This is a genomic window from Marinobacter sp. M1C (genome assembly GCF_023314135.1).
Taxonomy (GTDB): Bacteria; Pseudomonadota; Gammaproteobacteria; order Pseudomonadales; family Oleiphilaceae; genus Marinobacter.
The window spans coordinates 364,739-378,516 of the sequence record NZ_CP092289.1 but is presented as its reverse complement, the minus strand read 5'-3'; the positions used below and the strand labels follow the sequence as shown (position 1 = coordinate 378,516).

Below are 13,778 nucleotides of genomic sequence, written 5' to 3'. Positions count from 1 at the left end.
CCTTCGGTGACCGGTTGACTGGCAGCAGAGGCAACTGAAGAAGCTATCGCCAACCAAAACAGGACAGCAACAATGAGGCACGGGAGTGTCAGGCGGAGGGGTGCAAATAACATCGAAAGAAGCGGCCTTCCGGCTGTGGTGATCACATGATTGTAGATCATTGCCATGTCTGAGACCTACTTTTACGACGCATAAACGGCTGCGAGTTCGCTTTTGCACTCATCGGCCTGCCTGGCCGCTATTGCCAACAGGCAGGCCGCTTATAGCAGGTCGGATTAACGACCTGACTTCAGCTTTTCCCAATACTTGGCATAAACCTGAAGAGCCTCGTCACCGATATCGGTCTGGAACTCCGCGTTTACCATGTCGGCCGCCGTGGGGTAGCTCGCGCGATCGTTGGCAACCGCATCGCCTAGCAGTTCACGCGCAGGTAGCACCGGTGTGGCGTAGCCAATATCTGTACTGATCAGGGCAGCAATTTCCGGGCGCAGCACAAAGCTGATGAACTTGTGGGCGGCATCTGGGTTCTTCGCATTCTTCGGAATGACGAAGCTGTCCAGCCATACAATAATACCTTCTTTCGGATACACGTATTCCAGCGATTCCAGGACGTCTTTGCCCATCACCGCTTCACCGTTCCAGATCATGCCAATATCCACTTCGCCTTCCAAAAACGGCATGCGCGGGGCATCGGAGTTGAAGGTTCTTACCGAAGGCATCAGTTCGGTGAGCTTTTCATAGGCTTCTTCAATCTGCTGCGGATCGGTGCTGTTACCAGAGTAACCCAACACCCGCAATGCCACGTGAAACACCTCGCGCATGTCGTTGGTCAGAATGACGCGGCCGCTAAAACGCTCTTCCCACAAATCAGCCCAGGCGGTGACCGGCTCACCGTTAATGGCGGCGGTGTCTACGCCCAGCCCGGTGGTGCCCCACATGTAAGGCACGCTGTATTCGTTGCCCTTATCGATATCCAGATTGATCAGCTCCGGGTCGAGCTGGTCAAAGCCCTCAATCTTGCTGCGATCAATCGGCATCAAAAGGCCTTCGTTGCGCATTTTGCTCACGTAATACGTAGACGGCACGGCCAGATCATAGGCGGCGCTGTCGTCCAGCAATTTCAAACGGGCGTACATGGCCTCGTTGCTGTCATAGGTGGTGTATACCACCTGTATACCGGTTTCTTCCTCGAAGCGGGTCATCACCTCCTGAGGCATGTATTCAGACCAGTTGTACAGGTTCAGTACCTTGGGCTCTTCCGAGCTGCAGCCCACAAGGCCAGCCGTCAGTATTCCCGCCAATGCCAGTTTTTTCATTTTTTGTTCCTCATCAATATCCATTGCGACAACAACAGCATCACCAGTGAAAACACCAGTAACAAAGTGCCTAAAGCATTCACTTCAGGTTTCAGGCCCACACGCACCATGGAGTAGATGCGTAGGGGCAATATTTCGTAACTGGGTCCGCTAACAAAGGTGCTGACGACCACGTCATCCATAGACAGTGTAAAACCCAGCAGCCAACCCGCCAGCAGCGCCGGCATAATCACCGGAATCAGCACGGTACGAGTCATGGTGAAATCACTGGCGCCTAAATCGCGCGCAGCTTCCGGCAAACGTTCGTCAAACCCGCTGAGCCGTGCCATGACGGTAATCACCACGAACGGCAAGCAGAACGTGACGTGGGCCAGCAGTAACGACACATAGCCCAGCTGGATTCCCGCCAGCAAAAACAGACCCAGCAAGGATATTGCCAGTACGATTTCGGGAGACATCATCACCACAAACAACATGCCTTTCAGCGCTTTTTTACCGCGAAAGCGATAGCGGTGCAGCGCCAGCGCAGTCAACGCGCCAATCAGGGTAGACACGGTAGCGGCCGTGAGCGCCAGGAACAGCGAGTTACCCAAGGCTTTCATCATGGCGTGGTTGTTAAACAGCGATTCATACCAGCGCAGGCTAAGCCCGCCCCAGCTATAGCCTGTGCGCGAATCGTTAAACGAGAACACCACCAACACAGCGATGGGGATGTACAGCAGTAGGTAGACCAGCGCCAGGTAAGTCCGCGGTAGCCAGCGCATCAGGAACTCTCCTCGCCGAGGCGCTGTTTGCTCAGGCGATGGGCAAACATCAACAGCGCCATGGTCAAGGTAAGCACGATGCTGGCAGCAGCACCAAAGGGCCAATTGCGGGCGTCCAGAAACTGGTTTTTGATCACGTTGCCCACCAGCAGGTTACGCGATCCACCGAGTATGTCAGGCACAAAAAACAACCCCATGGCCGGCAGCAACACGAGCATAACGCCGGCCAAAACACCCGGCAAGGTGAGCGGAATAATCACATTTGTGAAGGTGGCAAAGCGCCCTGCGCCCAGATCGTGGGAAGCCAGCAGCACGTCCTGACGTAAATCATCAAACACCGCGTACAGAGGCAAAATCATAAACGGCAGCAGCAGATACACCAATCCAATGATCACCGCGCCTTGGGTGTACAACATTTGCAAGGGTTCAGAAATCCAGCCCAGCCACAGCAGAGCGCTGTTCAGCAGGCCGTTGGCGGCCAGAATCAGCTTCAGCGCGTAAACCCGCACCAGCGAATTGGTCCAGAAGGGTATGATCAATAAAAATATCAGCAGCATCTGCCGGCGTTTCTGCACTTTGGACAACGCCCAGGCAAACGGATAGCCAATCAGCAGGCATATCGCCGTGGTCAATGTCGCCATCCACAAGGAGTGCAAAAATACATCCAGATACAGCGGATTGAACAACTGGCGGTAAGCATCCAGGTTCAGCGGCAAGGCGATAAACGTGGATGGGTCGCGGGTCATCACGCTGGCGCCCACCACCAGCAGGTTGGGCGCCAGCACCAGAAACAGAAGCCAACCCCACACCAGCACCAAAACAGCGGTTTTAAAAGGCTGTAGCCTAATGCTCAGCATCATCGGCCGCCTGCTCCTCTTCGTCGGTCAGCGGTTGGTCTTGTTCCTCGGCCAACAGCCATTCCCAGCCGTCTACCCAGCTAACCCGAACTTTCTCGCCAATGTTGTAATCGAAGGTTGGGTCGTCTTCATCAAAAAACTCGCTGGCCATCACCTGGCTGCCGTCTTCCAGCTCGATCACCGAATCCAGAGTGCTGCCTTTGTAATTGCGCTCCACAATCTCGCCGGCAACGCCCTCGCTGTCGTCTGGTGCCAGCACACGGATGTCTTCCGGGCGCAGCAATACGTGCAGTGACTGGTTTATGGTTACACGGAAAGAGGGTTTACTCAGCACCCGCTTCAGGCCAAACACATCCACGCTGATCTCGCGATCGCCAATGCTGGTGACCTGTCCCGGAAAAAAGTTGGTCTGCCCCACAAAACGCGCGGTGAATAAGTTGGCCGGGCGCTCGTAAACTTCCCGCGGTGTGCCCAGCTGTTGGATATAGCCGTCTTTCAGCACCACAACGCGGTCTGACATAGACAACGCTTCCTCCTGATCGTGAGTTACGAACACAAAGGTAATGCCCAGTTCACGCTGCAGACGCTTAAGTTCTACCTGCATGGTGCGGCGCAGCTTGTAATCCAGTGCGGACAAGGGTTCGTCCAGCAACAGCAGTTTTGGCCGCTTCACCACCGCGCGAGCGATCGCTACCCGTTGCTGCTGGCCGCCAGACAACTGATGCGGCTTACGCTTGACGAAATCTTCCAGCTGTACCATCGCCAAGACTTCGTCTACCCGTTCGCGGATTTCTGCTGTTGGGCGTTTTTCCATTTTCAAGCCATAGGCCACGTTGTCATACACTGACATGTGGGGAAAAAGGGCGTAACTCTGGAATACGGTATTTAGGGGGCGCTGCTCGGGAGGCTGGTCTGTAATGTCGACTCCGGCGAGGGTAACGGTGCCGTTATCGGGAAGCTCAAAACCTGCCATCATTCTCAACAATGTGGTTTTGCCGCATCCGGAAGGGCCTAGCAGGGTAATGAACTCACCGTCAAAAATATCCAGCGTGAGCGAATCCAATACGGTTTTACCGTCGAACTGTTTGCTGATTGTGCTCAGCGAAAGTAACGTTTTTTCCATCAAATCAGCCCAAATCGAAACGGTGTCACCGTGGGTGAAAGCAAAAAGCAAAAGGGGCGTGAGGATAATCCACAACGCCCGCAGTTGCATTCTTTTTAACCAGTTTTTGACCCTGCCAAATCCTGGTGTTCCGCCTGTTTATTCGTTAACGACCGAGTTCAGATACGCCTTGTCAGAAATGTTAGTCCATTGGCGCACCTGCTTCAGGTACTCCTGCTGGGAAGTAATGATTTCTTTTGCCAACGGATCTGCGGCGCTGGCCTCTTTCAACAGTCTTTCGGTGACATCGCGCAGAGCGCTGATGACTTCCGGCGGGAAGACTTTGTGGGTAACGTCCGGGTAATCCTGCTGCATACGGCTCCAGGCCACGCCGCTTTCATGGGTGCTCTGGATGTACATGTCATAGGCCGCAGTGCGCATGGCCACACGCAGAATTTCCTGCAGGTCTTCTGGCAGCTTGTTCCAGGTTTTCTCGTTAATCAGAAATTGGACTTCAGCGCCGGGTTCCTGCCAGCCGGAATAATAGTATTTGGCAATCTGGTGAAAACCCATCTGCAAATCCAGAGCCGGGCCTACCCACTCAACGGCGTCGATAGTGCCCCTTTCAAGAGCGCTATAGAGTTCGCCCGGCGGAATGTTGGTTACCGCAACACCCAGCTCTGACATCACTTCACCCGCGAACCCCGGGGTGCGCATTTTAATGCCCTTCAGGTCATCCAATGAGGTGATTTCATCACGAAACCAGCCGCCCATCTGGTTGCCGGTGTTGCCACCGGGAAACGACAGCAGGCCAAAAGGCTGGTAAACCTTCTGTGCCAGCTCCATGCCGCCACCGTGATAGAACCAGGCGTATTGCTCTGGCGCTATCATGCCAAACGGCACGGTGGTGAAGTACATGGCGTTAGGAATGCTGCCCTTGTAGTAATAAGAGGCCGTGTGGCCCATGTCGTATTGGCCGTTGCGCACCAGGTCAAAAATGCCAAAAGGCGCTTTATGCTTGTTGGACGAGTCAATACGGATCTTCAGCCGTCCGCCCGACATGGTTTCTGCCATCTCTGCCATGTGTTTGGTGGTGTCCCCCAATATGGGCGAGTTGGGGCCCCAGGTTTCCGCCAGTCGCAGGTTATAAGTTTCCTCAGCCAATGCTGAAGATGTCGCCAGGGTTGCGGCCAAGGCCAAAGTGGCCACGATCAGTTTGCGCATTGTTATGTCACCTTATTGTTGTGTTTAAACTTTGAAGTTTCCGATCAAGTGTCGCAAAGACTCACTCAAACGTGCCAGTTCATGGCTGGCCTCGTGGGTCTGGCCAACCCCAGTATCGCTTTGCTGTGCCGCATCGACAATACGCACCACGTTTTGATTTATCTCTTCGGCCACCTGGCTTTGTTGCTCGGACGCGGTGGCAATCTGGGTGATCTGGTCGTGTATCTGCCCAACCGAGGTTTCAATGGTGGCTAAAGCCTGAGCAGCATGGCTGATACGCTCGATGGTTTCAGTCGAACGCTCCCGCGACTGGTTCATACGCTCGGCGGCGGCACGAGATTCAGTCACGAATCCGTCAATCATCTCGCGAATCTGGTCCGCCGATTCGGCACTGCGCCGAGCCAGCTGGCGCACTTCGTCAGCCACTACCGAAAAACCACGGCCGTGTTCGCCGGCCCGAGCTGCTTCAATAGCCGCGTTCAACGCCAACAGATTGGTCTGCTCCGTCACCGCATGAATCACGTCCAGCACTTTCTGAATATTGTCTGAGCGCTCCGCGAGTGAGTTAATAGTGGTGGCACTGGCCTGGATTTCGTCGGAAAGCTGATGCACGGCTTGCTGCGCCGAAGCGATGGTCTTACCGCCTTCCCGAGCCATGCGATCGGCATCGGATGCGGAACTTTCAACATCGTTGGCGTTGCCGGAAATCTGCTGGATAGTCGCCACCATTTCATGGATCGCAGATGCAATCTGATCGGTTTCCGAACCCTGCCGCTGAACCGAAGCGCGGGTTTCATTGGCCACGCTGCTCAGCTCTTCCGCAGCGGAAGCCACCTGATCGGTGGTAGCCGATACCTGCCGAATGGTTTCCTGAATTTTGATCACAAAGGTATTAAAGCGGCGTCCCAGTTCCGCCAGCTCGTCGTTGCCCTCGGCGGGCAGACGCTTGCGCAGGTCACCATCGCCGTTGGCGATGTCTTCCATCAGGTCGCTTACAGTCTTCAATGGTCCGGTCACCGTGCGCCCCACAAACACACCAATAAACACGGCAAGCAGCACAATAACCGCCGTGGCCAGGGCAATAAACGCAAGGGCTTCAGCCAGCTTGGCATCGAGGTTGGTTCTTATAACGGCCAGCTGCCGATCGATATCGGTCACGTAAACACCGGCACCCAGCATCCAGTCCCAGTCGGGTATGGTCACGGTGTAAGAAACCTTTGGCTCCTTCTCACCACTGGCCGGATTCGCCCAGTCATAGCCAAGAAAGCCATCGCCGTTGGTCGCATCAAATAAAGACCGCACAACACTAATGGTGGTCGGGCTAGACACAACACCTTCTTTACTTGGGTCAGGGGCATAAGCAAGATTTCTAAACTGGCCAGGGCCGGTGCGCTCGTAGGCGTAAATATAGTTATTGCTGTCAAAACGGATGGCCCGCAGCTGGTTTGCGACCGCCTCCTTAGCCTCACGCTCGGTCAGTAAGGGGTTGTTTTTAGCCTCCAGAGCTACGATCTTGGCTACCTCTACCAGCGTTTTTAGCCCGTCTTTCCGGGATTCAAGCAGGCTCTCTTCCAGCTGCGCAAGTTGGCCAAGTTGGCGTTGTTCGTTGCTACGGAGCTGTTCAAAGCTGATGAAACTAATCGCCGCAGCAGTGAGAAAAACAGGAATCAGAGCGATAAGTAAGAGGCGTGTGCGAACGCGAAGGCGGCTTAGCAGGTCCATTAAAATGCATCCTTTCATTAAAATTGACTATTAATTTTACCATCACATTAAGTGGCTTAGCCTGCAAAGCCAACCCTTTTTAGGTTGGGCGGGCGATAATCCGGATCGCGACGCCAGCGTTCGCCAACCGACTTGTGAAGCCGGGTTTCGATGTCTGGTACCTGCAAAGGCCTAATCAGCGGGCGGGCGAAACGGAATACGTGGCGCCGCGAGTTGTGCAATTTGGCGCGGGCATCGGGCTTGAGTGCTTCAAACAGATGGTTTTCTACCCCCAAGCCGCTGGTTTCTGCTTCTTTTAACATCCATGCCAATGAATAGTCGGCGGCACGCAAACCCTGATCGTCTGGCTCGTAACCTCCGCCAATATCGCTATGGGAGCCGGCAAACCACACCTGTTGCAAGTCCAGCCCCGGTCTCGACAGCCAAAGCGTGGGCTCAAAATCTTCCCGACGCTCGTCGATTGCCAGAGCATGGCGGGCAAAGCTCACGTTGCTACCCAGCTTGGTGTCGTAAAATTCGTCTTTACTGTCAAACAGGCCCATCAGCGAGAAGGGTACCCCCAGAGCACCAACTGTATCCCAAACGCCTACAAACCGGACCTGACGCGAGGGATGGCTGTGGGCTGCGCGGAACGCAAGCGACTGTATGCCGTCAGGGGCATAGTCTTTACCGGGCTTTTTATAGTGTTCAAACGCCTGCTGGATACGTGCAGCATCTACTCGCGCAACAATGCCGCAGTTGTTAATCAAGCCACACAGCGCCCGCACCGTGTAGGCACCGCGGCTGAAGCCAAACAGATAAACTTCGTCACCCGGCGCGTAGTTCTGAACCAAATAACGATAGCCATCAAGAATATTTTTATGCAGGCCCTGGCCCGTCACCCCGCCAATTAACGCATTGTGATACGAACCTATGCCCCAATCATAAAACACCTGTTGCGAAATACCGTCCGCGGCCACTGGTGTTATTGCTCTGGCCAGCCGCAAAACGTTGGTTGGAAAATCCTTTTGCAGGTCTTCTTCAGGCCGGTTCCAGGTGCCGTCTGCACAAATAACGATCCGTTTGGCCATAGTACTGTTCTCGTTAGCCGTGGGGCTTATGCCTGCCATTTAGTATAGTCAGGCCCTGCCAGAACGTTTTGTGACGGCCGCCTCTGTTTGCGCTATTGCGGGTATATTTTAAACGCTGCCCCGATACTGAGCGTTTTGGAAAATGGCGAAGTGTTTCGCAGCCAACATCCGGTTTTCGCCATGAAAACGGCCAGAGTATCCTTCCGCGACTACTTGAACACTAAGCAATATCAGGAAATGGGAATAGTCGGCAAACCCGGATACACTTTGAGTTGAAGATTAACAGTGGCATAATACCGGCTTATTCAGTTTTAGAATAACCTTATTTCAAACCGAGGAGTTGCCATGAAAACCGTTCAGGATCTGGTGGCAGAGGCTAAATTGCACGTTTCGGAAACAGCGCTAACCGAGGCTGATGAAGTCATTAAAAAAGCAGACTTGTTGATTGACGTGCGTGACGGCGATGAATACCGCCAAAGCCACATACCTCAAGCGATTAACATTTCCCGCGGTTTGCTAGAGTTCAAGTTCAGCAACGACCCCTCGCTGGAAAATCGAGGCCTGGATATCGTGCTTTACTGCAAGAACTCCGGGCGCTCAGCGTTAGCTGCCAAGGCATTGAAAGATATGGGCTACATGCACGTTCAAATTATTGCGGGCGGCTTTGAGGCCTGGCAGGCCGCGGGCAAACCCCAAGCCAAGCCGGAAATGCCCAGCTTCAATTAACAGCCGGGCGTTAACAACGGCAAAGCGCAACAAGAAGGGCTAACGGGCCTTGGTAACGGCCATGGTCAAGCGAGAAATGCAGGTTTTTTTGCCGTTCTCGTCTTCGATCACGATGTCCCAGACCTGAGTCGTGCTGCCCAAATGAATGGCGGTTGCTGTGCCATAAACCCAGCCGCTGGTTGCGGGACGCAGATGATTCGCATTGATTTCAAGTCCTACCGCCACGGTACCCGGATCACGCAGGCAGCAGTTAGCGGCCATGCTACCCAGGGTTTCGGCCAGTAACACCGATGCGCCGCCGTGCAGAATGCCAAATGGCTGAACTGTGCGCTCATCAACGGGCATGCGGCCCTTGAGGAAGTTGTCACCCACTTCCAGAAATTCGATACCCATGTGACTAACGGCGGTATTCTGACAGCTTTTGATGATGTCTTCTTTGGTCGGAATTCGAGTCCATATCGCCATGGTTCGCGCCTTGTGTGAGTGAGTATTTTTGTGACCTGTAGGATTTGACACTAGTCTATCCAGATAGCAAGCGAACAGCCAGACTGCGAGCGCCCACAAGTGCCCTGCAAGCTGGCATTGGTACCAACGAGAGAGTGAACATCATGCGTGCATCAGGATTTTTCTTGGCGGCTGCGCTCAGCGCAGCCATTCCGACAGGCTGCTAGCGTTTATTTGGTACCTGCGCTGCCTACCACCCCAAATCCGGCGGTGGTGGTGGCGGAGGTGGCAATAGCACGCCATTGGCCACCCAAACGGCTAATGCTGCAACAGACAGAGCAATCACCAGCACCAGCAGCCAGTGAAACAGCCCGGTGGGTAAATCCCACAAGCGTATGGATTTCATCGGACTACTCCTTTTGCGACGCACTAACGTCTGCCATTTTACCAAGCCGTCAGCGCGCTTAAACCACTCGCACCAACGCCTGTTTCAGCCAACCAAGGCGCCCTGTTTCGGTAATTTGACGGCGCATACCCGGTACCGGGCGAATCATAAACAGATCTCCGTTGCGCCCTACCAGGGTTTTGGGCACCCCGGTTTGCTTTGCCAGTCGAGCGTGCACGGCCATGTGTTCTTCTTCGCCGTGTACCGGAATGGCAACGGCAGGCTGAACCCAGCGATACATAGCCTCAAGCTCCTCCTGCGCCGGGTGGCCAGACGCGTGTATCGGCAAGTCACACTGCTCGGCGGTAATCACCTTTACCCCCATTCCCTGCAGTTGGCCGATCAGCGCGGCGATCAACTCTTCATTACCGGGAATGGCGCGGGCGCTGAAAATGACCGTGTCACCGGCTTCCAGCTCAACATCCGGGTGACTGCCATTAGCGAGACGGCGCAAGGCCGTGCGCGGCTCGCCCTGGCTACCCGTTGCCACCACCAATACCTCGTGCGGCGGCAAATAGCCCAGGTGGGCAGGATTGATTAACTCGTCGGCACTGTGCCACAGGCCTGCGGCTTTTGCGGCGGAACTCATATTCACCAGCGAGCGGCCCAGCAGCCCCATATAGCGCCCGGTTTGACGGGCAACGGCCGCCAGGGTGTGCAGGCGGGCAATGTTGCTGCCAAAACACGCCACCACCACACGGCCGTCTGCGCCTTTCACTGCGTTTAACAGGCCTTTATGCAGGGCACCTTCAGACACCGAATGGCCCTTGACCGTCGCGTTGGTGGAATCACACACCATGGCGGCTACGCCCTCGAGCGCCAAATCCGTGAATGTCTGTTTACTATAGCCATGGCCAATCAGTGGTTGGTCGTCCAGCTTCCAGTCGCCGCTGTGGAAAATATTACCCACCGGCGTGCGAATCATCAGCGCGTTGGGATCGGGTATGGAATGGGTCAGCGCCAACCACTGCACGTTGAACGGGCCGATTTGACGCCGATCATTGGTTTCCATCACGACAATGGGAACCCGGTGCAGCATGTTGAACTCGGCCAGTTTGCGACGCAAAATTTCTGCGGTAAAACGGTTGGTATAAATCGGGCATTGCAACAATGGCCACAGGTAAGGCACGGCACCCACGTGGTCTTCGTGGGCATGGGTAATCACCAGGCCACAGAGCATTTCGCGGCGATCAGCAATAAAAGCGGGGTCTGCCATTTGTACCGGCGGTTCGCCGTGATGGTGCATGCTGCCGTCTGCCGTCAAACGGCCCGGTTTTGGAAAGGTTACGCCGCAGTCCACCATTAGCCAACTGCCATCGTGGCCATACAAATTCAGGTTCATGCCAATCTCGCCGGTGCCACCAAGGGGTAAAAACCACAGGTCATTGGAATCCGGCGTCATGATTAAAAATCCCTCAGGTTGAATTTTCGCCGTTATGGCACAAACTGTCATTGTACGGATAACACACCGTAACTCACTTATTGCTTAACAAGGGCGGATGTTTATGAATATCCTGATGGTTTTGACGTCTCACGATCAACTGGGCGACACCGGCAAAAAAACCGGTTTCTGGCTGGAAGAGTTCACTGCGCCTTATTACGTATTTAAAGACGCTGGCGCTCACATCACCATTGCCTCGCCTAAAGGCGGCAAGCCGCCAGTCGATCCTGCCAGTGAAGCCGAAGGCGCTTTGACTGACAGCACAAAACGCTTTTCAGAAGATGCACACGGCAAAGAATCCCTGGCCAGCACCCGCAAACTCGCCGACGTGGACATGAACGATTACGACGCCATCTTTTACCCCGGCGGCCACGGCCCACTTTGGGACTTGGCCAACGACAAGCATTCCATAGCGCTGATCAAACGCGCCTACGAGCAGGATAAAGTCATCAGCGCGGTGTGCCATGCACCTGGCGTGTTCAAAAACGTGGACGTAAAGCCCAACCAGAATATCGTCGGCGGTCGTAAAGTCACTGGCTTCTCCAATTCCGAGGAAGAAGCGGTTCAGCTGACCAAACTGGTGCCTTTCCTGGTAGAAGACATGCTTCAGGAAAACGCCGGCGATTACAGCTGTGGCGAAGACTGGGCACCTTATGTGGTGGTTGACGGCAAACTGATTACCGGCCAGAACCCGGCTTCCTCAGAAGGCGCGGCCAAGGCTGTAGTACAGACTTTGCTCGAAGGCTAAAACTCGTAATGCCTAGCCCTGGCTTGGCCGTTTGCTTCGCCGGGGACCTCTCACCCCCATAATTTCCCGCCAATTAAGCATCAACATCCGCTAGTCTGTGCTAACGTTTTGACGAAAATCTCAACAGGCTGACTTTTTTCATGAGCAATCCAAAACATACCCTTTTCTGGATGACGTTCTTTCTGGCGATTGTTGCCGTCGTCGGCGTATTGATTCACCAACCGCTGATAACCGCTTTCATGGCCAACTGGGTCTTTAACCTGTTGATTGTCTGCGTACTTCTTGTTGGCATAGGGCTTACTTATCGCCAAGTGTTCGTATTGTTTCCCGAGCTGCGCTGGATTTCCCAGTTCCGCACCGGCCAGTCAGGCCTGTCAGTGCTTGAAGAACCCCGCCTGCTTAAGCCACTGGCCAGGCAGCTGGGCGAAGATTCCAAACGTGATCGTTTTACGCTTTCTACCATGTCGCTACGCACGGTTCTAGATGGCATTTACTCCCGCATGGACGAGCAGCGTGAGATCACCCGTTACTTTATCAACCTGTTGGTTTTTCTGGGGCTTCTTGGCACCTTTTGGGGCTTACTGGGCACCATCAACGCAGTGGGTGCGGTGATTACCAATCTGGACATGGGCCAAGGTGATTTCAGCAAAGTGTTTGCGGACCTCCAAGCCGGGCTGCTAACGCCCTTGCAGGGTATGGGCACAGCGTTCAGTTCGTCGCTGTTCGGTCTTGGCGGCTCCCTGATACTCGGCTTTCTTGATATCCAGGCCGGCCATGCCCAGAACCGATTCTATGACGGACTGGAAGAATGGCTGACCGGCGTTACCAACCTGTTAGACCCGTTCACCAGCAATGAACGTCAGCCATGATTGGGTCCAGGCGCCGAAGCAGAAGCACCACCAACGTCTGGCCAGGGTACGTAGACGCCCTCTCGGCCCTGCTGATGTTGGTGATATTCATGTTGCTGGTTTACGTGGTAAGCCAGCTTTTTCTGTCGCAAACGCTTTCTGACCGCAACTCCGAACTGGCCCAGCTGAACCAGCGGCTAAGCGAGATATCTCAGCTGTTAGGGCTGGAACAGGGCACAACGGCGGCTCTGGAGCAGCAAATGCTCATGGTTCAAAACAGCTTCAGCGACAGTCTTGCCCAAAATGAAGACCTGCAGCAACGGCTGGAAGCCTCCCGCGATCAATTAATGCGGCAAACCGCCGACGCCGAAGCCCGAGCTGAAAGCCTGGCGAGTATGAACCAGGATCTGGATAACAAGGATGAGCTTTCCAACAGCCAACAAAATATGATCATGCGGCTATCCAACCAGATCGCATCGCTGCAAAACCAGCTACGACAAATAACCACTGCCTTAAAACTGCAAAGAGAAATGACCGTCGGTAAAGAAAACGAGCTGGAAAATGTCAGCCGGCGCCTTAACACCCTATTGGCGGAGCGAATCAACCAACTGGAGCAGTACCAGTCTGAATTTTTCGCCCGGTTGAGGAACATTTTGGCCGCCAATGAAAACATCCGCATTGTTGGCGACCGCTTCCTGCTGCCATCCGAGTTGCTGTTCGCTTCCGGTTCGGCCCTTCTCGGCGCAGAAGGCAAACGCGAACTCGACAAGCTCGCCGGAGTGCTGCTGGATGTGGTTGAAACCATACCCGCAGACCTAGAGTGGATTCTGCGCATTGATGGCCATACCGATCGAATTCCCATCAATACACCGCAGTTCCCTTCCAACTGGGAGCTTTCAACCGCACGCGCTGTCGCGGTAGTGCGCTACCTAGCCGATCAGAGCGTGCCGCAAAACCGCATGGTCGCAGCGGGTTTTGGTGAGTTCTTCCCGGTGGCGGATGGCACCACGCCCGACGCCTTACAGGCAAACCGGCGCATCGAAATCAAACTGACTGACCGATGACCGGGGG

At 54.5% G+C, this 13,778-nt stretch carries 14 protein-coding genes; 4 read left to right on the top strand and 10 right to left on the bottom strand.

All coding sequences use genetic code 11. The features are described 5' to 3' along the window. Positions 1 to 275: 275 nt before the first annotated feature. The 7 genes from MIH19_RS01720 to MIH19_RS01690 all read right to left on the bottom strand — a co-directional run bounded on the left by MIH19_RS01720 (position 276) and on the right by MIH19_RS01690 (position 8,055). Entirely contained in the window at positions 276 to 1,316 is a 1,041-nt protein-coding gene (locus tag MIH19_RS01720; RefSeq protein ID WP_249007272.1) for an extracellular solute-binding protein, read from the bottom strand. Next, positions 1,313 to 2,080 (bottom strand): spermidine/putrescine ABC transporter permease PotC, encoded by a 768-nt coding sequence (gene potC / locus MIH19_RS01715; protein ID WP_249007271.1) that lies wholly within the window; start codon positions 2,078 to 2,080, stop codon positions 1,313 to 1,315. Before potC ends, MIH19_RS01720 begins: the two co-directional genes overlap by 4 nt. Next, entirely contained in the window at positions 2,080 to 2,940 is an 861-nt protein-coding gene (gene potB, locus MIH19_RS01710) for a spermidine/putrescine ABC transporter permease PotB (protein WP_249007270.1), read from the bottom strand. Before potB ends, potC begins: the two co-directional genes overlap by 1 nt. Further along, a complete protein-coding gene (gene potA, locus MIH19_RS01705) occupies positions 2,924 to 4,060 on the bottom strand; it encodes a spermidine/putrescine ABC transporter ATP-binding protein PotA (protein WP_249007269.1) in 1,137 nt (378 codons plus the stop codon). The genes potB and potA overlap by 17 nt, the downstream gene beginning before the upstream one ends. Before the next feature lie 138 nt (positions 4,061 to 4,198). Then, positions 4,199 to 5,263, bottom strand: a complete 1,065-nt coding sequence (locus MIH19_RS01700; RefSeq protein WP_249007268.1) for a TRAP transporter substrate-binding protein — start codon at positions 5,261 to 5,263, stop codon at positions 4,199 to 4,201. Between the two features lie 24 nt (positions 5,264 to 5,287). Then, a complete protein-coding gene (locus MIH19_RS01695; RefSeq protein ID WP_249007267.1) occupies positions 5,288 to 6,985 on the bottom strand; it encodes a methyl-accepting chemotaxis protein in 1,698 nt (565 codons plus the stop codon). Between the two features lie 56 nt (positions 6,986 to 7,041). Beyond that, the gene (locus MIH19_RS01690; protein ID WP_249007266.1) at positions 7,042 to 8,055 is read right to left on the bottom strand and encodes a DUF2235 domain-containing protein; all 1,014 of its coding nucleotides are present in this window, start codon (positions 8,053 to 8,055) and stop codon (positions 7,042 to 7,044) included. A 345-nt stretch (positions 8,056 to 8,400) separates the two neighbouring features. Between MIH19_RS01690 and MIH19_RS01685 the strand changes: the two genes are divergently transcribed. Continuing rightward, positions 8,401 to 8,781, top strand: a complete 381-nt coding sequence (locus MIH19_RS01685) for a rhodanese-like domain-containing protein (RefSeq protein ID WP_249007265.1) — start codon at positions 8,401 to 8,403, stop codon at positions 8,779 to 8,781. A 39-nt stretch (positions 8,782 to 8,820) separates the two neighbouring features. On the opposite strand, the gene MIH19_RS01680 is transcribed toward MIH19_RS01685, so the two are convergent. From MIH19_RS01680 to MIH19_RS01670, 3 genes are all read right to left on the bottom strand, one after another. After that, positions 8,821 to 9,246: a hotdog fold thioesterase gene (locus tag MIH19_RS01680; RefSeq protein ID WP_098419900.1), complete on the bottom strand. Its 426-nt coding sequence runs from the start codon at positions 9,244 to 9,246 to the stop codon at positions 8,821 to 8,823. Between the two features lie 229 nt (positions 9,247 to 9,475). Then, positions 9,476 to 9,631, bottom strand: coding sequence for a hypothetical protein (locus MIH19_RS01675; protein WP_249007264.1), 156 nt, complete (start codon positions 9,629 to 9,631; stop codon positions 9,476 to 9,478). A gap of 58 nt (positions 9,632 to 9,689) precedes the next feature. Beyond that, positions 9,690 to 11,072, bottom strand: coding sequence for a ribonuclease J (locus tag MIH19_RS01670; protein ID WP_249007263.1), 1,383 nt, complete (start codon positions 11,070 to 11,072; stop codon positions 9,690 to 9,692). A 103-nt stretch (positions 11,073 to 11,175) separates the two neighbouring features. On the opposite strand from MIH19_RS01670, the gene MIH19_RS01665 reads away from it, so the two are divergent. From MIH19_RS01665 to MIH19_RS01655, 3 genes are all read left to right on the top strand, one after another. After that, positions 11,176 to 11,859 carry a type 1 glutamine amidotransferase domain-containing protein gene (locus MIH19_RS01665; protein ID WP_249007262.1) on the top strand — a complete coding sequence of 228 codons (684 nt, stop codon included), beginning with the start codon at positions 11,176 to 11,178 and terminating at the stop codon, positions 11,857 to 11,859. A 140-nt stretch (positions 11,860 to 11,999) separates the two neighbouring features. Next, the gene (locus MIH19_RS01660; protein WP_249007261.1) at positions 12,000 to 12,728 is read left to right on the top strand and encodes a flagellar motor protein MotA; all 729 of its coding nucleotides are present in this window, start codon (positions 12,000 to 12,002) and stop codon (positions 12,726 to 12,728) included. Continuing rightward, complete coding sequence (locus tag MIH19_RS01655; protein ID WP_249007260.1) at positions 12,725 to 13,771, top strand: peptidoglycan -binding protein; 1,047 nt, start codon at positions 12,725 to 12,727, stop codon at positions 13,769 to 13,771. The genes MIH19_RS01660 and MIH19_RS01655 overlap by 4 nt, the downstream gene beginning before the upstream one ends. Positions 13,772 to 13,778: the final 7 nt, after the last annotated feature.

What these genes read in the sequence shown, in the direction of transcription:
- MIH19_RS01655 (WP_249007260.1), top strand. Translation starts at nt 12,725, where the DNA reads ATGATTGGGTCCAGGCGCCGAAGCAGAAGCACCACCAACGTCTGGCCA.
- potB (WP_249007270.1), bottom strand. Translation starts at nt 2,940, where the DNA reads ATGATGCTGAGCATTAGGCTACAGCCTTTTAAAACCGCTGTTTTGGTG.
- MIH19_RS01700 (WP_249007268.1), bottom strand. Translation starts at nt 5,263, where the DNA reads ATGCGCAAACTGATCGTGGCCACTTTGGCCTTGGCCGCAACCCTGGCG.
- MIH19_RS01685 (WP_249007265.1), top strand. Translation starts at nt 8,401, where the DNA reads ATGAAAACCGTTCAGGATCTGGTGGCAGAGGCTAAATTGCACGTTTCG.
- MIH19_RS01675 (WP_249007264.1), bottom strand. Translation starts at nt 9,631, where the DNA reads ATGAAATCCATACGCTTGTGGGATTTACCCACCGGGCTGTTTCACTGG.
- MIH19_RS01670 (WP_249007263.1), bottom strand. Translation starts at nt 11,072, where the DNA reads ATGACGCCGGATTCCAATGACCTGTGGTTTTTACCCCTTGGTGGCACC.
- MIH19_RS01720 (WP_249007272.1), bottom strand. Translation starts at nt 1,316, where the DNA reads ATGAAAAAACTGGCATTGGCGGGAATACTGACGGCTGGCCTTGTGGGC.
- potA (WP_249007269.1), bottom strand. Translation starts at nt 4,060, where the DNA reads ATGGAAAAAACGTTACTTTCGCTGAGCACAATCAGCAAACAGTTCGAC.
- potC (WP_249007271.1), bottom strand. Translation starts at nt 2,080, where the DNA reads ATGCGCTGGCTACCGCGGACTTACCTGGCGCTGGTCTACCTACTGCTG.
- MIH19_RS01665 (WP_249007262.1), top strand. Translation starts at nt 11,176, where the DNA reads ATGAATATCCTGATGGTTTTGACGTCTCACGATCAACTGGGCGACACC.
- MIH19_RS01690 (WP_249007266.1), bottom strand. Translation starts at nt 8,055, where the DNA reads ATGGCCAAACGGATCGTTATTTGTGCAGACGGCACCTGGAACCGGCCT.
- MIH19_RS01660 (WP_249007261.1), top strand. Translation starts at nt 12,000, where the DNA reads ATGAGCAATCCAAAACATACCCTTTTCTGGATGACGTTCTTTCTGGCG.
- MIH19_RS01695 (WP_249007267.1), bottom strand. Translation starts at nt 6,985, where the DNA reads ATGGACCTGCTAAGCCGCCTTCGCGTTCGCACACGCCTCTTACTTATC.
- MIH19_RS01680 (WP_098419900.1), bottom strand. Translation starts at nt 9,246, where the DNA reads ATGGCGATATGGACTCGAATTCCGACCAAAGAAGACATCATCAAAAGC.